Consider the following 25,218-nt stretch of genomic DNA (forward strand, 5'->3'; position numbering starts at 1 on the left):
GATTGATTTTGAAAGGTAAAGGTGTTATAATGATTTTTGTAAACGAATTCAGGAGATGGAAATGTTAGCAAATGAAAGAAAAAGACGGATTGTTGACTATCTAAAATTAAAAAGAAGAGCAACGATTGAAGAACTTCTTACGTTAATGGATTGCTCTATATCGACGCTTAGGCGAGATTTGAATGAATTGGAAAAAGAAAAATCTTTAAGACGAGTTCATGGTGGTGCAGAACTTACACAAGACTTATCGGAAGAATTAAGTATTTCCGAAAAAACTTCCAAAAACATTCAAGAAAAAGAAGAAATCGCTCAAAAAGCATTATCGAAAATTAAAGATGGGGATATTATTTTTTTAGATGCTGGGACTACAACTGGTATCTTAGCTGAACTTATCAATCAATCTCATCTTTATTTAACGATTGTAACCAACTCTGTCAGTCATTTGGCGAAATTAACAGATGACCGATTAATCGTTTATCTGCTCGGTGGACGAGTGAAAAAGGTAACAGATGCAATAATTGGGAGTCAGGCTTTAGAACAACTTTCTGCTTATCAATTCAATAGTGCTTTTGTTGGAGCTAACGGCTTTGACAATGAACACGGAGCAATGACGCCAGACCATGAAGAAGCAGCAATAAAAGGACTAGCAGTCAAACAAAGCCAGAATGCTTTCATATTAGCCGACTCTTCTAAATTAGGACAAATGAGTTTTGTCAAATTTGCTAATTCTGAAGAAGTTGAATTAATTACCGAGAACAATTAGCGTTTGTTTTTAAATGAATCGTGTGAAAAAAATTTCACTAAAAGTTAGTATTTGCAAACCTACGTCTTACATAAAGGAGAATTATGATTTATACAGTAACACTCAACCCAGCACTTGACTACTTCATGAATTATGAAGAGTTAGCACTTGGTGAGGTGAACCGAACAGGGAAAACACAGATTTCAGCAGGTGGTAAAGGAATTATGGAAAGTCGCATGCTAAGTCTTGTAGGTGCCAAAAGCAAGGCACTAGGCTTTCTAGGTGGATTTTCTGGTCAATATATTAAAGATTTCTTAAATGAGAATCAGATTGATTCGGATTTCACAGAAATAGAAGATTTGACAAGAATTAATGTCAAGCTGAAAAGTCAGGAAAACGAAACAAGTCTTGATGCGGCTGGACCAAAACTTCAAGAAAGTGAAATTAATCATTTTCTTGAAAAATTTGATCATTTGAAAGAAGATGATATCGTTGTCTTTGCAGGTACAATCCCTAAAAGTCTTGGTGAAGATTTCTATGAGCGTTTGATTGATAAAGTCCAAAAGCAAAAAGCAACTTTTGTCATGGATGTTGATGGTCAAAAATTACTTGATTCGCTTCCTGCTCATCCCCTACTCATTAAACCAAACCGAGAAGAACTAGAAGCAATCTTTGAAACAAGCTTCAAAAATAATGAGCAAATCATTCCTTATGGTCAAAAACTTTTAGAAATGGGTGCTCAAAATGTTATCGTATCAATGGCTGGTGATGGAGCACTCCTCTTTACAAATGAGAAAGTTTATTTTGCTCAAGGGATTAAAGGAGAGTTAAAAAATTCTATTGGTGCTGGTGATTCGACCGTTGCAGGATTTTTAGCTGAATATAGCCAGTCTAAAGACCCGCTATTAGCATTTAGACAAGCAATCGCTTGTGGAACTTCAAAGGCATTCTCAGATGATATGCCAAGCCGAGCATTTTTGGAAGAAATTTATAAAAAAGTTAATATTTCAGAGGTGAAATGATGGAAATAAAAGATTTACTTAAAACAGAGGTTATGATTCTTGACCTCCAAGCAACTAGCAAAGAAGCCGTTATTGATGAAATGGTCAATAAATTAGTTTCTGAAGGTTATGTCAATGATTTCGCAACTTTTAAAGCAGGAATTATGGCCCGTGAGGCACAGACTTCAACCGGACTTGGCGACGGAATTGCAATGCCTCACAGTAAAAATACAGCGGTCAATGAGCCAGTCGTTCTCTTTGCAAAATCAAAAGTTGGTGTTGACTACGCCGCATTAGATGGACAACCTGTCAATCTTTTCTTCATGATAGCAGCACCAGACGGTGCTAATGATACTCACTTGGAAGCTTTAGCACAACTTTCAACTTATCTTCTTAAAGACGGTTTCCAAGATCGTTTGAGAAAAGTTGAGTATCCAAGAGAGGTCATTCAGCTTTTTTCTGAAAAACAAGAAGAAATTAAGACTGTTGAAAATGCTGAACATTATATTGTAGCTGTAACGGCTTGTACAACGGGTATTGCTCATACTTATATGGCTGAAGAAGCGCTTAAAAAACAAGCCTTGGAAATGGGCGTTGGAATTAAAGTTGAAACCAATGGTGCGCGTGGAATTGATAATAAATTAAGTGCAGCTGATATCCAAAAAGCAGATGCTGTTATTGTGGCTGCGGATAAGAAAGTTGAAATGAATCGTTTTGCTGGTAAAGAAATGGTTCAAGTTCCAGTTGCGCATGCCATCCGAGATACGGAAGAATTAATTAATCGTGCACTGTCAGGTAAAGCGCCAATTTATGAAGCAGACGGATCTGATGAAGTAAAAGAAGAAGCATCTGGTGGATTAGGAAAAGCATTCTATAAACACTTAATGGGTGGGGTTTCTGCAATGCTTCCATTCGTTGTTGGTGGTGGGATACTTATTGCTCTTGCTTTCTTGATTGACCAAGCAATGGGAGTTCCTCAAAGTCAATTGGCTAATCTAGGAGTTTATCATCCTTTAGCAGCTTACTTTAAAAATGTTGGTGGTGCAGCTTTTGCCTTTATGTTACCCGTTCTAGCTGGTTTCATTGCCAACTCTATTGCTGATAAACCTGGTTTAGTTGCTGGTTTTGTCGCTGGTTCTATGGCATCTTCTGGTCTTGCATTTGGTCATTTAGATCCTGCTAAAATGATTCCGTCTGGTTTCTTAGGAGCCCTAGTTGGTGGTTTCCTTGCCGGTGGTGTCATTATCCTTTTACGTAAAGCTTTTGCAAAACTTCCTCGTTCACTTGATGGAATTAAAGCTATCTTGATTTATCCATTAGTTGGAACATTTATTACAGGTTTCCTAATGCTCTTTGTCAATATCCCAATGGCAGCAATTAATACCGGTCTCTCTAACTTCTTAGCGAGTCTATCAGGAGCATCTGCCCTTGTACTTGGTTTAGTTGTTGGTGGAATGATGGCTATTGACCTTGGGGGTCCAATTAACAAAGCTGCTTATATCTTTGCAACTGGTACTTTAGCAGCAACAGTTTCAACTGGTGGTTCAGTAACAATGGCTGCCGTTATGGCTGGTGGGATGGTTCCACCACTCGCAACTACAGTCGCTGTTATCTTGTTTAAAAATAAATTTACTAAAGAAGAACGCAATGCTGGTTTGACAAATATCGTTATGGGGCTTTCATTCATCACTGAAGGGTCAATTCCGTTTGGTGCATCTGACCCCGCACGCGCAATTCCATCATTTATGATTGGAGCAGCAGTAGCCGGTGGTTTGACTGGTATGGCAAACATTAAATTGATGGCACCACATGGTGGAGTCTTCGTTCTCGCTTTGACAAACAATCCTTTACTTTATCTCTTGTTCATCTTGATTGGCGCAATTGTTTCAGGCCTATTATTTGGTGCATTGAAAAAAGCAAAATAAAAATGAATGAGAATAATAAGAGCGGTTTAATACCGCTTTTTTTGATATAATAGAGGAAGTAAACTGGGGGATTGGGAGAGATTATTTTGAGTTTTATTGCACTTTTTGAGCTGGCGCTTTTTTTCCTTAATGTTATATTATCCTTTGTCATTATTTTTAGGGAAAGAAAATCAACAGCGGCAACTTGGTCATGGCTCTTTGTAGTTAATTTACTGCCTATCATAGGCTTTATTTTATATTTACTCATTGGACGTGGCATTTCGCATTATCGTATTTTTAAAGACCGAAAAAGGTTTCAGTTGGGTTTTGAAAAACAATTAGAACATGCTGAAAAATCTTACACAGATCGATTATTTATTAAAAAAATGAGACAAAATCATGTAATTGGTCAGTTGATTCATATGCTTTATGTTGAAGAAAAATCAATTATTTCAACAAATACTGGTGTGAAAATCTTCAATGATGGACGTCAGAAATTTAATGCTCTGATTGATGATATTAATAAAGCAAAACATCACGTTCATATGGAATATTATATTTTTCGGATGGATCGAATGGGTCATGAAATCTATGATGCTTTACTTGCAGCTGCAAAACGAGGAGTCGAAGTTAAACTTTTAATTGACGCTTGGGGTTCAAATAAAACAAAAATGTCTAATTTTAAAGAACTTCAGGAGGCTGGTGGGCATGTAGCGCAATTTTTTCCATTAATTATGCCTTTAGTTAATCCACGAACAAACTATCGTTTACACCGTAAAATTGTAGTTATTGATGGAATTATTGGATACACGGGTGGATTTAATGTTGGTGATGAATATGCTTCAATTACAAAGAAATTTGGCTATTGGCGTGACAATCATTTACGTTTGACTGGTGATATTGTTTATAGTCTACAACATCGTTTTATTTTAGACTGGAATTCTCAACATCATTTTGAAGTGACCGAGGGAGAGCCTTATTTCCCAGATTCGATTGTTGAAGGTCATGTAGCGACTCAACTTGTGACTTCGGGACCAGATGAGGACAAGGAGCAAATCAAATTAACTTACATGAAGATGATTTCGGGTGCAGAGCGAGAAATTATCATTCAAACCCCTTATTATATTCCGTCTGATGCTTTACATGAATCTATAAAATTAGCATTGTTATCGGGTGTACAGGTTAAATTATTGATTCCAAATAAGCCGGACCATCCACTGGTTTATTGGGCGACTTATTTCCATGCTGCTGATTTAGTTAAATATGGCGCGAAAGTTTATACTTACGAAAATGGATTTGTTCACTCTAAAACATTAATTATTGATGGAGAGTATGCCTCAGTTGGGTCAGCTAATTTAGATTATCGAAGTTTGCAATTATGTTTTGAAGCTAATGTTGTTATCTATGATTATGACATTTCTCAAAAATTACGAAATGATTTTATGAAGGATTTGAAATTGAGCCGTCCATTAACTTTAGAGCGTTATGAAGAACGTTCTAAGTTAGTTCGTTTTAAAGAAGGTTTAGCTCGTTTAATTGCACCAATGCTTTGATACCTATTATTAAAAATTGAAGTAGTAAGATTTATTGAAGAAAAAATTTAAAAGAGTAAGATGAAAATGGAGGAGAGAAATGGAGAATAAACTCAATATTGTTATTATTACAGGGATGTCTGGGGCAGGTAAAACGGTTGCCATTCAATCCTTTGAGGACATGGGTTATTTCACGGTAGATAATATGCCACCAAATTTAATTGAAAAATTTGTGGGCCTTTTGAATACACCAGATAATAAGATTGATAAAGTTGCCTTGGTTGTCGATATGCGTTCACGCGCTTTCTTTGAAGATATTCAAAGTATTGTGACTGAATTGACTGATAACGGGTCTGTTAATTTCAAACTTTTATTTTTAGATGCAAATGATACTGAATTGGTTTCAAGATATAAGGAAACTAGAAGAAGTCATCCTCTTGCTATTGATGGTAGAACGCTTGATGGAATTACTAAAGAACGTGAAATTTTAGCTGATTTAAAAAATCTTTCAGAAGTGGTTATTGATACAAGCGAATTGACTCCAAGAAATCTCCGAGCAAGAATTTTACAAAAATTTGCTTCTAGTACGGAATCTACATTTAGAATTGAAGTTATGTCATTTGGATTTAAGTATGGCTTGCCTTTAGATGCCGATTTAGTCTTTGACGTCCGTTTCTTGCCAAATCCGCATTATATTGCTGAATTACGTGATAAAAACGGAACAGATAAAGAAGTTTATGACTATGTTATGGAACATCCACAGTCGGAAGAATTTTATGAAAATTTGATGAAAATGTTAGTTCCAATTCTTCCAGCTTATAAAAAAGAAGGTAAATCAGTTTTAACAATCGCTTTTGGTTGTACGGGTGGTCAACACCGGTCGGTTGCCTTTGCTGAAAGAGTCTCTGCGGCTTTGAAGGATAAATGGCATCTCAATGTCAGTCATAGAGATAAAGACCGTAGAAAGGAAACGGTAAATCGTTCATGAGCAATCCAAAAGTTGTAGTTATTGGTGGAGGAACTGGAATTCCAGTTGTCTTAAAAGCACTTCGTAAAGAAAAAATTGATTTAACGGCTATTGTAACTGTGGCAGACGATGGTGGGTCTTCTGGGCGAATTCGTTCAGCGGTGAATATTGCACCGCCAGGTGATTTGCGTAATGTATTGATTGCCATGTCAGATATGCCCAAGTTTTATGCTGATATTTTACAATATCGTTTTGATAAATCTGATGGTGAATTAGCTGGTCATCCTCTGGGTAATCTAATTATTGCAGCAGTTTCTGAAATGCAGGGTTCAACTTATCGTGCAATTCAAACATTAGCTCAATTTTTTCATGTGGAAGGGAAAATTTATCCTTCGTCTGATGCCGCGTTGACCTTACATGCTGTTTTTAAGGATGGTCATGAGGTCTTAGGTGAAAGTCATATTGCTAGCTATAAGGGATTGATTGACCATGTTTATTTAACTCAAACAGCTAGTGGTGATAGTCCAGTTGCGTCCAAAAATGTAGTGAAATCAATTATGGAAGCAGATACCATTGTCTTGGGACCTGGCTCACTTTTTACTTCGATTTTACCTAATATCGTTATTCCAGAAATCTGCGAGGCTCTTTGGAAAACCTCGGCTAAAATTGTCTATGTTTGTAATATCATGACTCAGCGTGGGGAAACAGAACGTTTTTCAGATGCTGACCATGTTCGAGTATTAAATGAACATATTGGGACAAAAGTGATTGATACTGTCTTGGTGAATATTCAAGAAGTTCCTGAAGAATACATGAATACGAATAAATTTGATGAATATCTGGTTCAAGTTGACCATGATTTTGAGGCATTAAAAGCAGAAGAGGTCAACGTTATCTCTAATAACTTCCTTGAACTTCGTGACGGCGGAGCCTTTCATAATGGTGAAGCTGTTGCTAAAGAAATTGTCGCAATTTCACAAAGGCAAGAGTTTAGACATTAAAAAATTTACTGACAGAGTGTTTGTCAGTAAATTTTTATAAGAAAAAAGTCTGACAGAAAGAATAGAGCAGGGAAAAAATATCCTGTCCTGTATAGAAAGAATTATGAGTTTCACAAGTGATGTAAAAAAAGAATTAACAAGTAATTTAGCAACAACTGGAGCACTTTTGGCACTTGTCAGAATGAATGGCTCTGTGGGTATTTTTAATGGATTAACTTTATCAATTACGACTGAAAATGCTGGAACTGCTAAATATATTTATCAAATGTTAAGAGAACTCTACGATGTTCATGCTGAAATTCGTGTTCATCAAAAGACTACGCTCTCTAAAAATCGGGTTTATACGGTTTTTATAACTGAGGGTGCGAGTGAATTATTAGATGAATTAAGTTTAGCAGATTCGTTGATGTTGGATAATGGTGTGCCAGAATTTGTTAAAAATGATGAATTTATCAAAAAGGACTATTTACGAGGTGCTTTTTTATCGGCAGGCTCTCTCCATAATCCTGAAAAAGGTGAGTATCAGTTATCAATTGCTAGTGTATATCAGGAACATGCGGAAGATTTACAAGAAATTTTTCGAGATTTTGGTTTAAATGCGCGCGTTATTGAAAGGAAAAATCGCTGGATACTCTATTTATCAAAAGCTGAAGAAATAATGGATTTCTTGACTTTAATTGGAGCGATGAAAGCAAGATTGAAATTTGAAGAGGCGAAGATTATGCGTGAAATGCGTGGTTTAGCTAATCGGCAGTCCAATTTTGAAAATGCTAATATTGCTAAATCAGTTATGGCGGCTCAAGAAGCAATTAATGCTATTAAATTTCTTAATGAGAGAAAAGAATTAGAACAACTTCCAGAGAATTTAAAGGAAATTGCTCGTGTACGTCTAGAAAATCCTGAAGCAACAATTAAAGAGTTGGGAGAGTTGCTTGAACCCCCTTTAGGGAAGTCTGGAGTAAATCACCGACTTAGAAAACTTGTTGAACAAGCTAATGAGTTAAGAAAAATTGAGAATTAAAAAAACTAGCTAGATATTCTTGCTAGTTTTTTTATACTTTGTCTTATTTCCACCCATTGAGGAAAAAACGAGAAACGATTTCAGCTTTTTCTATAAGTAAATTCATTGATAAACCTTTCATTCCTGAATTGAAAATACTTAAAATCAGAAGAAAATCTTCTTGGCTATAATCACTAGAAATTTTTCCTTCCGCCTGGCCTTTTTGAAAAAGAAATAGATAAATCTGCTTCTGTAAAGAAAGGGCATCATCATCTAGTAATTCAGGACTATTTGTATATTGAGTCATCATGTTTTCTGAAAAAATCGGCTGATAATGTTCAAGTTGCTGAATTTTTAATTGAAGAATTGCTTGATAAGTCTGATTAAAATCTAAATTACTTTCAATAAGAGTTTTAATTTCCATAGACAATTGATTGAGATTTTGCCTAATAACCTGGTTAATCAATTGATTTTTGCTATGAAAATATTTAAAGAGTGTCACTTTTGAAACGTCTGCTTTGTGGGCAATTTCGTCAACGGTAATTTCTCTAATTGTTTTTTGGTTTAATAAGTGAAAAGTGGTTTCTAGAATCGCTTTTTTCTTTTTTTCTGTTTGATTCATAAAAGTTCCTTTCAACTTGATTGGATTGGGTATTTACTATCAAAAATTATAGCTTTTTTCTTGAACTATTTCAAATGTAAGCGTACAATATGAACTATAAGTAATGATTCAGTACATTTTATGATAATAGAGGATAAAATTCAGGAGGAAGAAAGATGGATAAGCTAGTTGAGGTAAAAGGACTTCAAAAAAACTTTGGTCAATTTCAAGCCTTAAAAGATGTTTCTTTTGAGGTAAATGCTGGAGAAGTTCTTGGCTATATTGGCCCTAATGGTGCTGGGAAATCAACAACAATTAGAATTTTGCTTGGAATCATTCGAGCGACCCAAGGAAAAGTTCAAATTTTTGGTAAGGATGTCTGGCAAGATTCAATTGAGATTCATAAAAAAATTGCTTATGTTCCAGGGGATGTTTACCTTTGGCCAAATTTATCTGGCGGAGAAACGATTGATTTATTTTTAAAACTTCATGGAGCAATCAATCAAGAAAAACGAGACCGATTAATTAAAAAGTTTGATTTAAATCCTAAGAAAAAAGTTCGCTCTTATTCTAAAGGAAATCGACAAAAGATTGCGCTCATTGCTGCTTTAGCAACTGAGGCTGAGCTCTATATTTTTGATGAGCCAACGAGTGGTTTGGATCCACTTATGGAAGCAGTTTTTCAAGAAGAAGTAAAAGCACTAAAAGCTGCTGGCAAAGCAATTATTTTATCAAGTCATATTTTATCAGAAGTTGAAAAATTAGCTGATAGGGTAGCGGTGATCCGAAAAGGAGAGATTGTTGAAACAGGCACACTTGATGACTTGCGACATTTGACCAGATATCAGTATAAAGTTGAAACGGAACAAGAAGCTGTTGGCTTAAAAGAATTATCTTCTGTTCATGATTTACAAATTAAAGAGAATGAAGCGACATTTCAAGCCGATTCAGATGCAATAGATGAAATTTTAAAAACACTCTTACTTTATGGGGTAAAGAAGCTGGAAGCCACACCACCAACACTTGAAGATCTGTTTATGCGACATTATCAATAGGGGGATTACTATGAAACAACCACTTTATAATACAGGAGTTTTATTTAAGACTTTAATAAAAAGGGATTGGTTTAAGTTAGCTTTCTGGATTTTAGGAATGCTTGCTTTTGCTGCTTCAGGGGCAGGGAAAATGGAAGTTGCCTCGAATCCGGAGACGGCTAGTACTCTTTATACAATGTTTGTCAAAAATCCAGCAATGGTCGGATTATTTGGACCAACTCCAATAAATAATCCAACTAATTATAGTCTGGGGCCGATTTTTGGTCAAACCATGACTTTAATTACGGGGCTGACTTTCGCTATTATTTCGATTATTTATGTTGTTAATCGAAGCAGAAAAGAAGAAGATGATGGGATTACAGAACTTTTTCGGTCTTACTCTATTGGAAAATTGGCAAATACGACTGCTTTAGTCATGGAACTTTTGCTCTTACATTTAATAATGGCTATCTTATTAGCTCTTTCAATAGAGGCCCAAAACGTGGCTGGCTTGGATCATTTAGAAAGTAATTTTCTATTTGCTTTCACAACAAGTGCTCAGGGTTTCCTTTGGGGAATGTTTGCTTTACTTTTCGGTCAAATTTTCTCTGAAGCAAGTACAACTAAAGGGATGACATTCGGTTTACTGGGTTTGTTATATATTGTTCGAATGCTAACAGATGTAATAAATCTTTCCATAGGTTGGTTCAATCCTCTGTCTTGGTCTTATCTAGCTTTTCCTTATGTTAAAGGTCATGAAAATTGGTTAGCTGTCTTTTTGACTTTTCTCTTAGCTTTTCTACTTTTAGGAATATCCTATATCCTAGAGCTTAAAAGAGATGTGGGAGTGGGGTATTTTCCCGAAAGAAAGGCGCGACTTCATGGGAAAAAGGGACATTTCGGATTTCCTGGTCTCGTTTTGAATCTTGAAAAAAAGATGATTATCGGTTGGCTTTTGGCAAGTTTTGTTCTGGGCTTAGTTTATGGTTCAATGTTTGGACAAATGGACCAATTTATTTCAAGTAATAAAACCGTTAAGGAGCTTTTTGTTGGGAATGAAACGGCAGCGAGTGCGATTAGAGGAAACTTCATGGTCACTCTGTTTTCGATATTGTCAATCTTAATCGCAGCGTTTGGTGTAATTTTACTGACAAAAATGGTGAGCGAGGAAAGAAAAAATCGTCTGGAAGCTCTTTATGCTTTACCACTTTCACGACTAAAAGTGTATTCCACTTATTTACTGACAGCTATTCTGTCAGTAATTTTAGCTCAGTTTTTAGCGCTTTTTGGAATATTTATTGAACAGTTGGGTAATAAAAATGCTTTGAGCTTCTTAGAAATTATGAAATCTGGCATGATTTGGCTTGTTGCTGTCATATTTGTTTTAGCAATACTTAGTCTGTTACTTGGGCTTGTGCCTCGTTTGGCAGAATTAATTTGGGTATATCTTGCTTTCTTACTTTTTATGACTTATCTTGGAAAATTATTATCTTTGCCAAAATGGCTTGAAAATTTAAGTATTTATAACTATATTCCTAAATTGCCAGTTGAGAAAATGAATCTTTCTAACGTTTTATTCATATTGATTTTATCTGTTTTATTAATTTTACTTGGCTTTGGAGCTTATAGAAGACGCGATTTAATCACTGGGTAAAATAAATAAAAAAGCTATCATAATTGATAGTTTTTTTTATGAAAATTGATATTTTATAGATTACTTTCAAAAGTGTAAGAATAGTACTTACTAAGTATAGTAAAATAAATATATATAAATTAAGATTTAGGGGAGAATTATGAAAAAAATTATTATTTTTGCTGGTCTTGCAAGTGTATTGACATTTGGCGCTTTTAATTATCTAAAAAAACCGGGGAGTGAGCTGGGAGTCTTGGCCACTAAAGCAGTCACACCTAAAATATTGAATCCTAAAAACAATGAAGTAAATGAGAAAAGTTTAGATAATTTTGCGAAGAATACCCATATAATTATATCGTCACCTGATAAAGAGAAGGCGATTGATGAGGTGGTAGAAGAAGAGTTAAATAAGAAAGATAATAAACTGAATAAGGGTGAATTATACGCTCTATATAATAATTCAACTGAAGCATTGGAAAATACTAGCCGTTCAGTTGCAGATTTTATGAATGATATATTAGGAAGTAAATAGCGAATAGCTTGACTTTTAAATTGTAAAATGAACAACAAAATGTCGTATAAGCCTGATTTTACAGTATTTCTTAGCATTAATAAGAAATTTATGATAGAATGAATGAGTTATTTTATAAATACGCTTTCAGGAGAAAAATTATCATGATGAATCCGGCAGAAATTTTATCTGCGACCATTCACCACGGTCAGGAAAAAATTAAACGTCCATTTTTAGAAAAAGCTGTGCTTGGTTTTATTGGCGGAGCAATGATTTCCTTTGGTTATTTACTTTATATTAGAGTAGTAGCTTCCGTTGCTGAGGAATTAGGAAGTCTTGCGAGCTTAATCGGAGCAAGTGTCTTTCCAATTGGCTTAATTGTTATCTTATTGGGAGGTGGTGAGTTAATCACTTCAAATATGACAGCTGTATCAACTTCATTATTTGCTAAAAAGGTAAGTTTGAGTGATTTGCTTAAAAATTGGTTGATTATTACTTTGTTTAATGTGATTGGAGCAATTTTTGTCGCTTTCGTCTTTGGACATCTCGTAGGATTGACTGGTACAGGAGATTATAAGACGGAACTTTTGAGTTTGGCTCAAGCAAAGATTAATGCGAGTTGGTCACAAGAATTTCTATCAGGGATTGGTTGTAATTGGTTCGTTGGTTTAGCTATGTGGATGTGTTACGGAGCAAAGGATGCGGCAGGGAAAATATTGGCCGTTTGGTTTCCAGTGATGGCTTTTGTTGCGATTGGTTTTCAACATAGTATTGCAAATGCTTTTGTTATTCCTGCAGCAATTTTTGAAAATGGAGCGAGCTGGCTAGATTTTGCTCATAATTTCTTGTTTGTTTATCTTGGAAATCTCTTAGGTGGATCAATTTTTGTAGCTGGTTTTTACAGTTTAGGGTATCGTAGACAGGCTAGATAACAAGAAGAACTTAAAAATCAAGAATAAATAAAAAAAGTTACTGACAGAAAGTCAGTAACTATTTTTTTAACTGATGATAACGATTGTACCAAATCTCGACGTACTCTTTAGAAAAAGGTCCTTTTTCATTGTTAATCCAGTCAACAAGAATTTTGACATTTTCTTTTAGAATATGATCAATTTCTTTTGGATAGTGCATTTTGCGGCGGTGGCGTTCATATTCTTCAACATCGAGTAATTTTTTTTCTCCATCTTTGAAGACCTTCACGTCAAGGTCGTAATCAATATATTTCAGCGCTTCGTTATCGAGGACGAAGGGGCTCGCTAGATTGCAGTAGTAGCTAACGCCTTCCTCACGAATCATAGCAATGATGTTAAACCAAAACTTTTTGTGGAAGTAAACAATGGCAGGTTCGCGTGTCACCCAACGACGGTCGTCAGATTCTGTCACTAATGTGTGATCGTTTACTCCAATAATTGAATTTTCATTTGTTTTTAGAACCATCGTATCGCGCCAAGTGCGATGAAGATTCCCATCATGTTTATAGCTTTGAATCGTGATGAAGTCGCCTTCTTTCGGAATTTTCAAGGCTATTCTCTCTTTCTCAATTCAAAGTTCTCATCTATTAATATACCATTTTTTAAATGAAATTTACAGTAAAAATGTTTAGTTTAAGCAATAAATTACTAATAATTGTTCGGATTTTTTTATTTTTATGTAGTAGAACTGTGTTTTTATACTATCAAGAAATATTAGTCATCCAAGTCAAAAATTGTCAAGGCAGACTGAAATTCTTCCCGCAAATGGGCTTTACGAAATTTTAACCAATCGGAACTTTTGCGAATCGCATTGTATCTTTTGCGCAAATGCCAGTTTTCGGCAATTTGATACTGTGGATATTCTTCTAAAAAGTGATTAATCATCTGCCATTCATAAGGATAGCCTAGTGGATGAGCGTGATAGAGGACTTTATCAAAAGTTAATGGCAAGCGTCTTTGATGAAGATGACCAAAAATAACATCACTGATTTTGGGAAATTTCTTAAAGGTTTCATGAAAATGTTGCGAACCTAAGTAGGCATTAAATCGGGCAAATTTTTCATAACGAGTATTAATGATAAATTGCTGATGAGGAACGAAATGGGTACTGACAATAATTTTATCAATCTTAGGATTTGCTGATAGTTCTGTCAGTAACTTTTCTAATTTCTGTAATTCAAGATTTGTTATCTTGATATCATCAAATTGACGATGAATTTTTCTATCAAAATAAAATGAATTTTTAAAAGCTATGATTTTTTTTATATCAATTTTTCCAGTCATGAAAGAATAATCATACCAACCGTGGAAACTGACAAAAGCAGTAGAAGCAAAAGTTTTTACTTGAAAATTACTGACAGAAATTTCTTCTTCAGAAAGACCAACCATATCGTGATTTCCAAGATTGTAAGTGACTGACAGCTCTGTCAGTAATTCTATTTGCTTGAAAAATGGTTCGGAAATTCCGTGAAAATCATTTGAAATATCACCAGCAAAATGTAAATCTGTAATCTTTAAATCCTTTAAAAGAGACAGAAAAATATCAATTTCTTCTTGAGAAAAATGATTAGAATCCATATGAAAATCAGAAATCACAGCCAAGCGTCTTTTTTTAGTCATAATGAAATTATAGCATGTGATAGAAGTTCTATCTAATAAATAAATTTTTGATGAATCCTTATCTATTGAATAGCTTACTTTAGGCTTATAAGTGGTGAATATGGTATAATGCTACTATGGAATTATCAGAAATTAGAAATTTACTTGAAGGATATGCTGAGAAGATTAATGGCTTTCGGGAATCATTAGATCTTGAGCGTTTGGAAGAAGAAATAGCTCTTTTAGAAAACGATATGGCACAACCTGAATTTTGGAATGATCAAGCAGCGGCTCAAAAAGTGATTGATGAATCAAATGCTTTGAAAGCCAAGTATGACAATTATCAAGCGATGAATAATATGCTTGAGGAAGCGCAAACGATGCTTGAGATGCTTCAAGAAGAAGCTGACGAAGAGATGCAAGCTGAGTTAGAGGAAATGACAATTGCGCTCGGTCAAAAAATTGAATCTTATGAGCTTGAAATTATGCTCAATCAACCTTATGACCATATGAATGCTGTTCTTGAAATTCACCCAGGTTCTGGGGGAACAGAGTCGCAGGACTGGGGCTCAATGTTGATGCGGATGTACACTCGTTGGGGCGAAGCACATGGATTTAAGGTTGAAATTCTCGACTATCAAGACGGAGATGTTGCCGGATTGAAATCAGTTGCCCTTCGATTTGTTGGACGAAATGCTTATGGTTTTTTGCGAGGAGAAAAAGGAGTACATCGTTTAGTACGTATTTCACCTTTTGATTCAGCCAATCGTCGTCATACTTCATTTACCTCAGTTGATGTGATGCCTGAGTTGGACGATTCTATTGAAGTAGATGTTCGTGATGCCGATGTTAAAATGGATACTTTCCGTTCGGGTGGAGCTGGTGGACAAAATGTCAATAAAGTCTCTACTGGTGTGCGTTTGACTCACATCCCAACGGGAATTGTTGTGCAATCTACAATGGATAGAACGCAATATGGTAACCGGGATAAAGCGATGGCTATGCTGAAATCGAAACTCTATCAATTAGAAATGGATAAAAAGCAAGCTGAAGTTGATGAACTTCGTGGCGACCAATCAGAAATTTCTTGGGGAAGTCAAATTCGTTCATACGTATTCATGCCTTATCAATTAGTTAAAGATACGCGTACTGGTTATGAAACTGGACAAATTTCAAATGTGATGGACGGAGAATTGGACGGGTTTATAAATGCCTATCTCCGTTGGAACTTGTAGATTATAAATTAAAGTTTCGTATGTTTGAAATGTTTACGAAACATTAAAGTTATTAATGAAAAGGTTATAAAATAAAAGTGCCACCTAAAGCACTTTTATTTTGATATAATTATAAGAGTTCAATTGATGGATTCATTCTATGAAGCTGTCAGTAGGGCTAAAAGTTCTGTTATTTTAGAAAAAAAAGAAAAGGTACGTGTGTGCCCGTTTTCTTGTTTTTTGAGAGCAGAATTTAAAAACATCCATAGTGATTAAAAAAATGGATTTTACGGATGAGTCCTAACGTTTGTTAGGACTTGGAAGAAAAATCTAGCATAGGAAAGGTACTATGAGTATTATAAAATTAAGCAACGTTTCCAAGAAATATTCTAATGGAACAACGGCTTTGCGTAATATCTCGCTTGAAATTGAGCCGGGAGAATTTACCTATATCGTTGGTCCATCAGGAGCCGGGAAATCGACCTTTATCAAACTACTTTATCGTGAATTAAAGATTGACCGTGGTTCTGGAACAGTTGCGCAATATGATTTATCTAAATTAAAACGTCGTGATGTGCCAATGCTTCGTCGCTCTGTTGGAGTTGTTTTCCAAGACTATAAACTTTTGCCAAAGAAAACTGTTTTTGAAAATATCTCCTACGCCATGGAAGTTATTGGGAAAAGTCCTCGTGAAATTAAAAAACGAGTGAATGAAGTGCTTGACCTTGTTGGTCTGAAACACAAAATTCGTTCATTTCCAAATGAACTCTCAGGTGGGGAACAGCAGCGTGTAGCAATTGCTCGTTCAATTGCCAATGCACCAAAAGTATTGATTGCTGATGAACCTACAGGGAACTTAGACCCTGAAAACTCTTGGGAAATCATGAATCTGCTTGAAAAAATTAATCTTCAAGGGACAACCATTTTGATGGCAACCCACAATAGCCAAATCGTTAACACTTTAAAACACCGTGTTATCGCAATTGAAAACGGACGAATTGTCCGCGACCAAGAGGAAGGAGTTTACGGCTACGATGATTAGAAATTTCTTCAAACACCTTTTGGAGTCGCTCAAAAACTTAAAACGTAATGGTTGGATGACAGTTGCGGCTGTTTCATCAGTAACAATTACTTTAGTTTTAGTTGGACTTTTCCTTTCAGTTATCTTGAATACTTCAAAAATATCTAATGGGATTGAAAACAATGTTCGGATTGTTGCCTACATGAAATTAGATGTTCATGATCAAGAGACAAAAATTCAAGATCCAAAAGATAATAAAAAAACAATCAATAATCCTGACCACCTGAAGATTTACGATTCAATCAAAAAAGTTCCTAATGTAAAAACTGTTACTTTTTCAAGTAAAGAAGCTCAGTTGAAAGAACTAACAAAGGCCTTAGGAAATAACTGGAATCTCTTTAAAGGTGATGCCAATCCACTTTACGATGCTTATATTGTTGAAGCTGATAAACCAGCAAATGTAAAATCAGTCACTTCAAAAATATCAAAACTTTCAGGAATTGAAAAAGCTACTTATGGTGGTGCAAATACTGCAAAACTTTTCCAAATTGCTCAGGGAATTCGAACTTGGGGAACTGCAGCGGCTATTCTGTTAATTTTCGTTGCTGTCTTCTTGATTTCTAACACCATTCGAATTACTATTCTATCAAGACAACGTGAAATTCAAATTATGCGTCTGGTTGGGGCTAAAAATGGTTATATCCGTTGGCCTTTCTTCTTGGAAGGCGCTTGGGTTGGACTTTTAGGTTCAATTATTCCAGGACTTATTGTTGCTTGGGCTTACCGCCTTGCTTTTGTTAGCTTGACACCAAGTCTTCAATCACAAAAGCTTGAAATGTATGCGACAAATCAATTCATTCCTGCAATAGTTGGATTGATGGCCGTGATTGGTATTTTGATTGGTTCATTTGGAGCCCTCTTATCAATGCGTCGTTTCCTTAAAATTTAATAAAATTAAAAGAGAAGTTAAATCTTCTCTTTTTTTTGCTAAAAAAAGCTGTCAGTAAATAAGTTTTTACTTATTTACTGACAGACTCTTAAATTTGTTTAATTAGATATCATAATCTTCATCAGACATGGCTTCCACTTCACCAAGAAGGTATGAATTACCAACTTGTGAGAAGAAGTCGTGGTTTGATGACGAAGTTGAAATTCCATTCATAACCACTGGGTTAACGTCTGCTGCGGTATCAGGGAAAAGTGGATCTTGTCCAAGATTCATCAAAGCTTTATTGGCATTATAACGCAAGAAAGTTAAAACTTCATCAGTCCAACCAACTTTGTCATAAAGTAAATGAGAATATTTTTCTTCATTTTCATAAAGTTGATAAAGCAATTCATACATCCAATCACGGAATTCACCTTGCTCATCTTCAGATAACTCATTAAAACCAAGTTGGAATTTGTAACCAATATAAGTACCGTGAACTGACTCATCACGAATAATTAATTTAATAATTTCCGCTGAGTTAATCATTTTGTTATTTCCAAGATAGCGCAAAGGGGTATAGAAACCAGAGTAGAAGAGGCAAGTTTCAAGGAAAACAGAAGCCACTTTCTTTTGCAAAGGAGTACCAGATTCATAAATTTTATTGATGATTTCGGCTTTTGTTTGCATATAAACATTGGTATCTACCCAATTAAAAAGTTCTTCAATTTCTTTTTTTGTGTTTAGAGTTGAAAAAATTGTTGAATAAGACTTTGCATGAACAGATTCCATAAATTGGATATTGTTGAAACAGGCAATTTCTTGAGGTGTTCTTGCATCATGTTTGAGCACTTCAGCACCATCAACAGATTGCAAAGTATCAAGCAATGTCAAACCAGCAAAGGCCTTAGCAAAGGTATCACGTTCCAATTGAGGAAGTTTACGCCAATCATCTAAATCGTTAGATACAGGAACACGAGTATCTAACCAAAATTGACTTGTTAATTTTTCCCAAGTATATTTGTCAATAGAATCCTCAATAGAATTCCAATCAATGGCACTGTAATAAGTGGGTACAGTAAGATTTTCAGTTTCAGACATATTTTAAGATATGAGCCTGCTTTAAAAAGGGCAAACTCAATTCCTTTCTCTCATTTATTTACTGACAGAAAATACTGTCAGTATTTTTAGCTTAGTCATGAATTCTGTCAGTAAATTTTCACTTACCAACGAAGCTGTCAGTAAAAATAGGGACTCATTAGACCAAAAACTTTCGATAATTTATCAAAAGTTAATGTCAATAATCGTTTTAGAACATTTCGCAAATGCTTACCCCATTTTCATTCATTGATGATACTTTAATGAATGAAAACAAGTAAGAAAATAGAAAGTCCGTCTTAGCGGCTTCCGTAGAAGCAATAGATGCTTTAGCACCAATGCTTCTGTTGTATTAAATAACGCAACTTTCACATTGGTTAGCACCGACTTCTTCTTGGTCGTCAGTAAATGTACGAATGTAGTAAATTGTTTTGATTCCTTTTTTGTAAGCATAGTTACGCAAAATAGACAAGTCACGAGTTGTCATTTTATTATTTGCCACTTTCCATTCATAGAGACCTTCAGGTAAAGTTGAACGCATAAATAAAGTGAGTGACAAACCTTGGTCAACATGTTCTGTAGCAGCTGCATAAACGTCAATTACTGCACGCATATCTGTATCATAAGCTGATTTGTAATAAGGAATTGTTTCAGTGGCAAGTCCAGCAGCTGGATAATAAATTTTCCCAACTTTCTTTTCTTGACGTTCTTCGATGCGATTGACAATTGGGTGAATAGAAGAAGAACAGTCATTGATATAAGAAATAGAACCATTTGGAGCCACAGCCATACGATATGAATTATAGAGTCCAGAAGTTCTTACTGTCTCACGTAAAGCAGTCCAATCCTCAATTGTTGGAACAGCAATCCCTTTGAAAAGTTCTTGAACTTTAGGAGAAACAGCTGCAAAATAATCATGTGTTAAATATTTATCAAAATAAGAACCATCAGCATAGGCAGATTTTTCAAAATTCTTGAAGCTAGATCCTTTTTCAACAGCTAATTTATTTGAAGCCACTAAAGTATAATAGTTCAACAACATGAAATAAACACTAGTAAATTCAACGGCTTCTTTGCTGTCATAATGAATTTGATTTTGTGCTAAGAAAGAATGTAAGCCCATTGCTCCAAGCCCAATCGCATGCATTTCATCATTACCTTTACGAACAGTTGGAACAGTATCGAGGTTTGAAGTTTCGGAGATGAAAGTTAAAGCGCGAACCATTGCTTCAATAGAAGTTCCAAATTCATTGCTAGAAGTCATCATATTCAAAACATTAGTTGAACCCAAGTTACAAGCGACGTCAGTTCCAACAACCTTATAAGTTTGGTCATCGTTCAAAACAGAAGGCGTTTGGACTTGCAAAATTTCAGAACAAAGGTTAGACATTGAAATTACACCATCAACAGGGTTAGCTTGATTGACTGTGTCAACATTTACGATGTAAGGATAACCAGATTCTTGTTGAAGTTTTGAAAGTTCTTGTTCAAGTTCACGGGCATTAATCGGTGTTTTACGAATTTCTGGATTGGCTACCATTTTGTCATATTCAGCTGTGATATCCACTTCGGCAAAAGGTTTGCCATAATATTTTTCAACAAAATATGGTTCAAAGAGATACATTGTTTCTCCCTTTTTGACCAATTCATAGAATTTATCAGGAACAGTAACCCCAAGAGAGAGTGTTTTAACACGAATTTTTTCATCCGCATTTTCTTTTTTAGTGGACAAGAATTCCATAATATCTGGATGGAATAGTGATAAATAAACAACACCAGCACCTTGACGTTGCCCCAATTGATTGGCATAAGAAAAGGCGTCTTCAAAAAGTTTCATGACAGGAACGACACCAGCTGCCACTCCATCGTAACCTTTGATAGGTGCACCAGCAGCACGTAAATTAGTCAAGTTTAGACCAACACCACCACCATTTTTAGAAAGTTGCAAGGCAGAGTTAATTGTTCGTCCAATTGAATTCATATCATCAGTTAATTGTAGAAGAAAACAAGAAACAAATTCACCACGACGCTTACGTCCAGCATTTAGAAAAGTCGGAGTCGCAGGTTGATAACGACGATTAATCATTGCAAAAGCAAGATTATTAGCTAATTTTTCATCGCCGTCAGCCATGTATAAAGCATTCATTAACACACGGTCTTCAAAATCTTCAAGATAGAGAGAACCGTCATTGTTTTTCATGGCATATTGATTATAAAATTTGTAAGCAGCCATAAATGAATCAAAATGAAATTCAAATTTACTCAATTCTTTACGAAGATTGGTAATGAATTCGGGTTTATATTTTTCAAGAAACTCAGCTTCTAGATATTCTTCTTTAACGAGCCAATTGAGTTTATCGATATATGTATCGGCTTCATAACGATTAGGTTCGACATTTTCTTTAAAAAAAGCAGTAATTGCTTCTTTATCTTTAGCAAGAGGAATGCTACCATTAACGGGAATATTAATCTCGTTATTAAGCTTGAAATAAGTTACATCTTTAAGTTGTTTTAGAGACATAAGTGACCTTTCTTAAAGCGTTCAACCATAAAGAACAGAGGGATGAACTCTAATATTATAATAAGTTCAAACTAATTAATAGAAATAAAAAGTTAAAAATAAAGAGGCTTCACTCAATAGGGTGAAGCCATAAAATCACAGCGGATTTTTGAAGGTGACTTTCGCTCCTTTGTCAAGCTGTGTAGCGAGTTTTTCGACAGCAGCAACATCGGCTGGTGTACCATTAAACTCAAAATCATATAAAAGCGGAATTTGGTATTTTGCAGAAAGTTCTTTAGCAGTAAAAATATAAATACCTGCGAAATTACGATTTCCTGTACCAATAATTCCTAGACAATGTTTATAATTATCATTATAAGCCATAAAGTCAAAAACAGGGTCCATAACATCTATTGATTTAGAAACAGTTGGAGATTCTTCGGCATAACTTGGCGTTATCAAAAGAAAAGGTTCATTCATTTCTATATCATCGTCAGGACTGATTTCGACATTTGGTAAGTTTGTTTTGGAAACAAAGCGACGTGTTTGCCCAGTCACACTGAAATAAGCAAGTTTCATATTAAGCCAACTTTGCTAATTCGCTAGGACGGAAACCAGAGAAGGCAAAGTCATCTTTAGTAATGACAGGTGCAGCACGAAATCCCATTTCAATCACTTTTTCAACAAATTCAGGTTGTTCATCGATATTGATTTCATCGAAGGCAATTTCATGTTCTGAGAGCCATTTTTTGACCATTTTGCATTGCATACAATTGTTTTTAGAATAGACTGTAACCATTTTAAATCTCCTTTGAGGACAAACGTATTTTATTAGTGAGAGTAAAAAGTCTTTGACTTTTTCTCGACTTTTTATAGTCTTATTTTATCGTAAAAAAAATATCTAGTCAAATTAAAGATACTAGATATTGTGTTGAATTATGTAAAATTATAAAAATAACACAACATATTGTGCTATTTTTCTTTTTGTTTTGATAAGTTTAAACCAAATGGGACAAGGGATTCGCAATGATTTTTGATTCTTTTGAGATTTGTTCTATGTCGTAAAATAATAATAATTGCTAAAACAAAAATAATAATTGAGAATAAAAGGTCGTAGGAAGTAAGAATAAATCCGATGCTAGGGAAAATAAGAATTCCCAATAAAGCAAATACAGCACCTATCACACTAGAGAGACTAATCATGCTAAAAAGCCATAGGACAATGATAAAGACAACAAGAAGGTAAATTAAGAAGAGCGGACTAAATCCAAGAATCACACCAGCAGAAGTTGCAACAGCTTTACCACCTTTAAAGCGGTCGAATATTGAAAAAGTATGTCCAATGACAGCAAGAAGACCGAAAATTAGAGGTGAAACACCATTGATATGGAAGAAAAGGGGTAAAAGAGTAGCAAGTGTCCCCTTTAGTAAGTCAAAAGCAAAAACTGAAATTCCTGCCTTTACACCTAGAATTCTAAAAGTATTGGTTGTTCCAGTATTTCCTGAGCCATAGTCATGGAGATTTTTTTTGAAAAAAATCTTGCCAATCCATAAGCCGAATGGAATTGCCCCTAAAAGATAGCTGGCAATGAGAAGAAGAATAATAGTAAGCATAAGTTCTCCGAAGTTTATTTCGTTTAAAATCGATAATCTCTTTTAACTGTACAATTATATCATATTTTTAATAAAGATTACTGACAATATTGAAACATCTTCACTTACTTTTGGAAAAATTCTTACTATTAGATGAAAAAATTGTCAGCAGTCCTTTGACAAAGCTTTCTGAACAAGGTACAATAATCAAGATGAATATTTTTTATTAGCTCATTGTGGATAAAAAAATAATGATTTAGATAGAAGATATAGGCTTTCGATGAGAGGGAAATAAATGGTAATAGATATTAATAACTATGATGACAGTGCGATTCAGGTTCTTGAAGGATTGGATGCTGTCAGAAAACGTCCAGGAATGTATATTGGATCAACTGACGGAACTGGTTTGCACCATTTGGTTTGGGAAATTGTAGATAATGCGGTTGATGAAGCTTTATCTGGCTTTGGTAACAGAATTTCGGTGACCATTAATGCTGATGGTTCTTTATCAGTAGAAGATGAAGGACGGGGAATGCCAGTTGGGAAACACGCCATGGGTATTCCAACTGTTGAAGTAATTTTTACTATTTTGCACGCAGGTGGTAAATTTGGTCAAGGGGGTTATAAAACTTCTGGTGGACTCCATGGTGTTGGATCTTCAGTCGTAAATGCCCTCTCGACTTGGTTAGAAGTTGAAATTACTCGTGACGGGACTGTTTATCGTCAACGTTTTGAAAATGGTGGACATCCAGCGACAACTTTAGAAAAAATTGGGAAAGCACCAAAGTCTAAAACAGGAACTAAAGTTACCTTCATGCCGGATTCTAGCATTTTTTCGACAACAGAATTTAAATATAATATCATTTCAGAACGACTAAATGAGTCTGCTTTTCTTTTAAAAGAAGTGACGATTAGTCTTGAAGATAAACGAACAGATGAAAAAGAAGAATTTCATTATGAAAATGGGGTTCAAGATTTCGTTTCTTATCTTAATGAAGATAAAGACAGTTTGACTCCAGTTCTTTATTTTGAAGGAAAACAAGATGGTTTTGAAGTTGAAGTTGCCCTTCAATATAATGATGGCTATTCAGAAAACATTCTTTCATTCGTCAATAATGTCCGAACAAAAGATGGCGGAACGCACGAAGCAGGTTTGAAGACGGCAATTACGAAAGCAATGAATGAATATGCTCGTAAAGTAAATTTACTCAAAGAGAAAGATAAAAATCTCGAAGGTTCGGATTATCGTGAAGGTTTGACAGCCGTCTTGTCAGTTTTAATTCCTGAGGAACATCTCCAATTTGAAGGACAAACCAAAGATAAATTGGGTTCTCCTTTAGCTCGTCCAGTTGTTGATTCTTTGGTTTCTGAGAAACTAAGTTTCTATTTGATGGAAAATGGCGAATTAGCGCAAAATTTGATTCGTAAAGCAATCAAAGCCCGTGAAGCTCGTGAAGCGGCTCGTAAAGCGCGTGAAGATTCACGAAATGGAAAGAAATCTAAAAAAGACAAAGGACTTTTGTCTGGTAAATTAACCCCTGCTCAAACAAAAAATCCAAATAAAAATGAACTTTATTTGGTCGAAGGAGATTCTGCCGGAGGGTCCGCTAAACAAGGACGAGATCGTAAATTCCAAGCCATTTTGCCTTTGCGTGGTAAAGTCATTAACACCGAAAAAGCTAAGATGCAAGATATTCTCAAAAATGAGGAAATCAATACAATGATTTATACCATTGGTGCAGGCGTTGGGGCAGATTTTACCTTGGCCGACCGTAATTATGACAAAATCATTATTATGACCGATGCCGATACTGATGGAGCACACATTCAAACGCTCTTATTGACTTTCTTCTATCGCTATATGAAACCATTGGTTGAAGCGGGTCATGTCTATATTGCCCTTCCACCACTTTATAAAATGAGTGAAGGAAAAGGCAAAAAAGAAAAAATTGAGTATGCTTGGACAGATGGTGAGTTAGCAGAACTTCGCAAGCAATTTGGTAAAAATGCTAATTTGCAACGTTATAAAGGACTTGGAGAAATGAATGCTGATCAACTTTGGGAAACAACAATGGACCCAGAAACTCGGACATTGATACAAGTGACCATTGATGATGCAGCTCAAGCAGAGAAACGTGTTTCAGTACTGATGGGGGATAAAGTTGAACCTCGTCGTAAATGGATTGAAAATAATGTGAAATTTACAATGGAAGAAGAAACAGTATTCTAAGTTACTTTCTTTAATAATTAACCTCGATTTTTCGAGGTTTTTTACTTTAATTTATGATGTAAGTATCACTATTGCTCACTTTAGATGTAACAACAAGCCTATTCGTAAGCCAGCAAAGCTAGCAAGAGAAACTTTGTT

General features: G+C 35.2%; 23 protein-coding genes. 15 read left to right on the forward strand and 8 right to left on the reverse strand.

The genetic code is table 11. From position 1 onward, the window contains the following. Positions 1-61: 61 nt before the first annotated feature. From IAE52_RS00600 to whiA, 7 genes are all read left to right on the forward strand, one after another. Positions 62-763 (forward strand): DeoR/GlpR family DNA-binding transcription regulator, encoded by a 702-nt coding sequence (locus tag IAE52_RS00600; RefSeq protein ID WP_010905655.1) that lies wholly within the window; start codon positions 62-64, stop codon positions 761-763. Positions 764-846: 83 nt separating this feature from the next. Then, complete coding sequence (pfkB, locus tag IAE52_RS00605) at positions 847-1,764, forward strand: 1-phosphofructokinase (protein WP_058211991.1); 918 nt, start codon at positions 847-849, stop codon at positions 1,762-1,764. Next, the gene (locus IAE52_RS00610) at positions 1,764-3,668 is read left to right on the forward strand and encodes a fructose-specific PTS transporter subunit EIIC (RefSeq protein ID WP_003130940.1); all 1,905 of its coding nucleotides are present in this window, start codon (positions 1,764-1,766) and stop codon (positions 3,666-3,668) included. Before pfkB ends, IAE52_RS00610 begins: the two co-directional genes overlap by 1 nt. Positions 3,669-3,754: 86 nt before the next feature. Then, positions 3,755-5,200, forward strand: coding sequence for a cardiolipin synthase (gene cls / locus IAE52_RS00615; protein ID WP_010905657.1), 1,446 nt, complete (start codon positions 3,755-3,757; stop codon positions 5,198-5,200). 79 nt (positions 5,201-5,279) lie between these two features. Then, positions 5,280-6,167, forward strand: a complete 888-nt coding sequence (rapZ, locus tag IAE52_RS00620; protein WP_012897599.1) for an RNase adapter RapZ — start codon at positions 5,280-5,282, stop codon at positions 6,165-6,167. Continuing rightward, positions 6,164-7,147 (forward strand): YvcK family protein, encoded by a 984-nt coding sequence (gene yvcK, locus IAE52_RS00625; RefSeq protein WP_033900040.1) that lies wholly within the window; start codon positions 6,164-6,166, stop codon positions 7,145-7,147. The genes rapZ and yvcK overlap by 4 nt, the downstream gene beginning before the upstream one ends. Positions 7,148-7,250: 103 nt before the next feature. Then, positions 7,251-8,168, forward strand: coding sequence for a DNA-binding protein WhiA (gene whiA / locus IAE52_RS00630; protein ID WP_015426241.1), 918 nt, complete (start codon positions 7,251-7,253; stop codon positions 8,166-8,168). A gap of 43 nt (positions 8,169-8,211) precedes the next feature. On the opposite strand, the gene IAE52_RS00635 is transcribed toward whiA, so the two are convergent. After that, positions 8,212-8,769 carry a TetR/AcrR family transcriptional regulator gene (locus IAE52_RS00635; protein WP_033900039.1) on the reverse strand — a complete coding sequence of 186 codons (558 nt, stop codon included), beginning with the start codon at positions 8,767-8,769 and terminating at the stop codon, positions 8,212-8,214. A 155-nt stretch (positions 8,770-8,924) separates the two neighbouring features. On the opposite strand from IAE52_RS00635, the gene IAE52_RS00640 reads away from it, so the two are divergent. The 4 genes from IAE52_RS00640 (at position 8,925) to IAE52_RS00655 (ending at position 12,858) form a co-directional block, all read left to right on the forward strand. Then, entirely contained in the window at positions 8,925-9,803 is an 879-nt protein-coding gene (locus tag IAE52_RS00640; RefSeq protein ID WP_109990831.1) for an ABC transporter ATP-binding protein, read from the forward strand. A 10-nt stretch (positions 9,804-9,813) separates the two neighbouring features. After that, a complete protein-coding gene (locus tag IAE52_RS00645; protein ID WP_109990832.1) occupies positions 9,814-11,436 on the forward strand; it encodes an ABC transporter permease in 1,623 nt (540 codons plus the stop codon). A gap of 139 nt (positions 11,437-11,575) precedes the next feature. Next, on the forward strand, positions 11,576-11,947 hold the full coding sequence (locus tag IAE52_RS00650; protein ID WP_109990833.1) for a hypothetical protein: 372 nt from the start codon (positions 11,576-11,578) through the stop codon (positions 11,945-11,947). Positions 11,948-12,090: 143 nt separating this feature from the next. Beyond that, positions 12,091-12,858 carry a formate/nitrite transporter family protein gene (locus IAE52_RS00655; protein ID WP_109990834.1) on the forward strand — a complete coding sequence of 256 codons (768 nt, stop codon included), beginning with the start codon at positions 12,091-12,093 and terminating at the stop codon, positions 12,856-12,858. Positions 12,859-12,916: 58 nt separating this feature from the next. On the opposite strand, the gene IAE52_RS00660 is transcribed toward IAE52_RS00655, so the two are convergent. Both IAE52_RS00660 and IAE52_RS00665 read right to left on the reverse strand, forming a co-directional pair. Next, a complete protein-coding gene (locus tag IAE52_RS00660; protein WP_003130958.1) occupies positions 12,917-13,447 on the reverse strand; it encodes a DUF402 domain-containing protein in 531 nt (176 codons plus the stop codon). Between the two features lie 164 nt (positions 13,448-13,611). After that, a complete protein-coding gene (locus tag IAE52_RS00665) occupies positions 13,612-14,517 on the reverse strand; it encodes a metallophosphoesterase (RefSeq protein WP_058211987.1) in 906 nt (301 codons plus the stop codon). Between the two features lie 116 nt (positions 14,518-14,633). On the opposite strand from IAE52_RS00665, the gene prfB reads away from it, so the two are divergent. From prfB to ftsX, 3 genes are all read left to right on the forward strand, one after another. Beyond that, the gene (gene prfB, locus IAE52_RS00670) at positions 14,634-15,731 is read left to right on the forward strand and encodes a peptide chain release factor 2 (RefSeq protein WP_003130963.1); all 1,098 of its coding nucleotides are present in this window, start codon (positions 14,634-14,636) and stop codon (positions 15,729-15,731) included. A 328-nt stretch (positions 15,732-16,059) separates the two neighbouring features. Beyond that, complete coding sequence (ftsE, locus tag IAE52_RS00675) at positions 16,060-16,752, forward strand: cell division ATP-binding protein FtsE (protein WP_003130964.1); 693 nt, start codon at positions 16,060-16,062, stop codon at positions 16,750-16,752. Beyond that, positions 16,745-17,680: a permease-like cell division protein FtsX gene (ftsX, locus tag IAE52_RS00680; protein ID WP_033900035.1), complete on the forward strand. Its 936-nt coding sequence runs from the start codon at positions 16,745-16,747 to the stop codon at positions 17,678-17,680. The genes ftsE and ftsX overlap by 8 nt, the downstream gene beginning before the upstream one ends. Before the next feature lie 102 nt (positions 17,681-17,782). Here ftsX and nrdF read toward each other — a convergent pair whose 3' ends face one another. From nrdF to plsY, 5 genes are all read right to left on the reverse strand, one after another. Further along, entirely contained in the window at positions 17,783-18,760 is a 978-nt protein-coding gene (gene nrdF / locus IAE52_RS00685; RefSeq protein WP_012897610.1) for a class 1b ribonucleoside-diphosphate reductase subunit beta, read from the reverse strand. Between the two features lie 349 nt (positions 18,761-19,109). Next, positions 19,110-21,278 (reverse strand): class 1b ribonucleoside-diphosphate reductase subunit alpha, encoded by a 2,169-nt coding sequence (gene nrdE, locus IAE52_RS00690; RefSeq protein WP_033900033.1) that lies wholly within the window; start codon positions 21,276-21,278, stop codon positions 19,110-19,112. 135 nt (positions 21,279-21,413) lie between these two features. Continuing rightward, the gene (gene nrdI / locus IAE52_RS00695; protein WP_003130968.1) at positions 21,414-21,836 is read right to left on the reverse strand and encodes a class Ib ribonucleoside-diphosphate reductase assembly flavoprotein NrdI; all 423 of its coding nucleotides are present in this window, start codon (positions 21,834-21,836) and stop codon (positions 21,414-21,416) included. Between the two features lies 1 nt (position 21,837). Continuing rightward, a complete protein-coding gene (locus tag IAE52_RS00700; protein WP_012897612.1) occupies positions 21,838-22,056 on the reverse strand; it encodes a redoxin NrdH in 219 nt (72 codons plus the stop codon). 173 nt (positions 22,057-22,229) lie between these two features. Continuing rightward, the gene (gene plsY / locus IAE52_RS00705; RefSeq protein ID WP_010905665.1) at positions 22,230-22,871 is read right to left on the reverse strand and encodes a glycerol-3-phosphate 1-O-acyltransferase PlsY; all 642 of its coding nucleotides are present in this window, start codon (positions 22,869-22,871) and stop codon (positions 22,230-22,232) included. 274 nt (positions 22,872-23,145) lie between these two features. Here plsY and parE point away from each other — a divergent pair, with 274 nt between their 5' ends. Beyond that, positions 23,146-25,080 carry a DNA topoisomerase IV subunit B gene (gene parE, locus IAE52_RS00710; protein WP_012897614.1) on the forward strand — a complete coding sequence of 645 codons (1,935 nt, stop codon included), beginning with the start codon at positions 23,146-23,148 and terminating at the stop codon, positions 25,078-25,080. Positions 25,081-25,218 lie beyond the last annotated feature (138 nt).

This window comes from Lactococcus sp. S47, from assembly GCF_016517475.1.
In the GTDB taxonomy this organism is placed as follows: Bacteria; Bacillota; Bacilli; order Lactobacillales; family Streptococcaceae; genus Lactococcus; species Lactococcus lactis.

Excerpts from the sequence above, each read along its gene's own strand:
- IAE52_RS00600 (WP_010905655.1), top strand. The coding sequence starts at position 62 with ATGTTAGCAAATGAAAGAAAAAGACGGATTGTTGACTATCTAAAATTA.
- pfkB (WP_058211991.1), top strand. The coding sequence starts at position 847 with ATGATTTATACAGTAACACTCAACCCAGCACTTGACTACTTCATGAAT.
- IAE52_RS00610 (WP_003130940.1), top strand. The coding sequence starts at position 1,764 with ATGGAAATAAAAGATTTACTTAAAACAGAGGTTATGATTCTTGACCTC.
- rapZ (WP_012897599.1), top strand. The coding sequence starts at position 5,280 with ATGGAGAATAAACTCAATATTGTTATTATTACAGGGATGTCTGGGGCA.
- yvcK (WP_033900040.1), top strand. The coding sequence starts at position 6,164 with ATGAGCAATCCAAAAGTTGTAGTTATTGGTGGAGGAACTGGAATTCCA.
- whiA (WP_015426241.1), top strand. The coding sequence starts at position 7,251 with ATGAGTTTCACAAGTGATGTAAAAAAAGAATTAACAAGTAATTTAGCA.
- IAE52_RS00635 (WP_033900039.1), bottom strand. The coding sequence starts at position 8,769 with ATGAATCAAACAGAAAAAAAGAAAAAAGCGATTCTAGAAACCACTTTT.
- IAE52_RS00640 (WP_109990831.1), top strand. The coding sequence starts at position 8,925 with ATGGATAAGCTAGTTGAGGTAAAAGGACTTCAAAAAAACTTTGGTCAA.
- IAE52_RS00645 (WP_109990832.1), top strand. The coding sequence starts at position 9,814 with ATGAAACAACCACTTTATAATACAGGAGTTTTATTTAAGACTTTAATA.
- IAE52_RS00650 (WP_109990833.1), top strand. The coding sequence starts at position 11,576 with ATGAAAAAAATTATTATTTTTGCTGGTCTTGCAAGTGTATTGACATTT.
- IAE52_RS00655 (WP_109990834.1), top strand. The coding sequence starts at position 12,091 with ATGATGAATCCGGCAGAAATTTTATCTGCGACCATTCACCACGGTCAG.
- IAE52_RS00665 (WP_058211987.1), bottom strand. The coding sequence starts at position 14,517 with ATGACTAAAAAAAGACGCTTGGCTGTGATTTCTGATTTTCATATGGAT.
- prfB (WP_003130963.1), top strand. The coding sequence starts at position 14,634 with ATGGAATTATCAGAAATTAGAAATTTACTTGAAGGATATGCTGAGAAG.
- ftsE (WP_003130964.1), top strand. The coding sequence starts at position 16,060 with ATGAGTATTATAAAATTAAGCAACGTTTCCAAGAAATATTCTAATGGA.
- ftsX (WP_033900035.1), top strand. The coding sequence starts at position 16,745 with ATGATTAGAAATTTCTTCAAACACCTTTTGGAGTCGCTCAAAAACTTA.
- nrdF (WP_012897610.1), bottom strand. The coding sequence starts at position 18,760 with ATGTCTGAAACTGAAAATCTTACTGTACCCACTTATTACAGTGCCATT.
- nrdE (WP_033900033.1), bottom strand. The coding sequence starts at position 21,278 with ATGTCTCTAAAACAACTTAAAGATGTAACTTATTTCAAGCTTAATAAC.
- nrdI (WP_003130968.1), bottom strand. The coding sequence starts at position 21,836 with ATGAAACTTGCTTATTTCAGTGTGACTGGGCAAACACGTCGCTTTGTT.
- IAE52_RS00700 (WP_012897612.1), bottom strand. The coding sequence starts at position 22,056 with ATGGTTACAGTCTATTCTAAAAACAATTGTATGCAATGCAAAATGGTC.
- plsY (WP_010905665.1), bottom strand. The coding sequence starts at position 22,871 with ATGCTTACTATTATTCTTCTTCTCATTGCCAGCTATCTTTTAGGGGCA.
- parE (WP_012897614.1), top strand. The coding sequence starts at position 23,146 with ATGGTAATAGATATTAATAACTATGATGACAGTGCGATTCAGGTTCTT.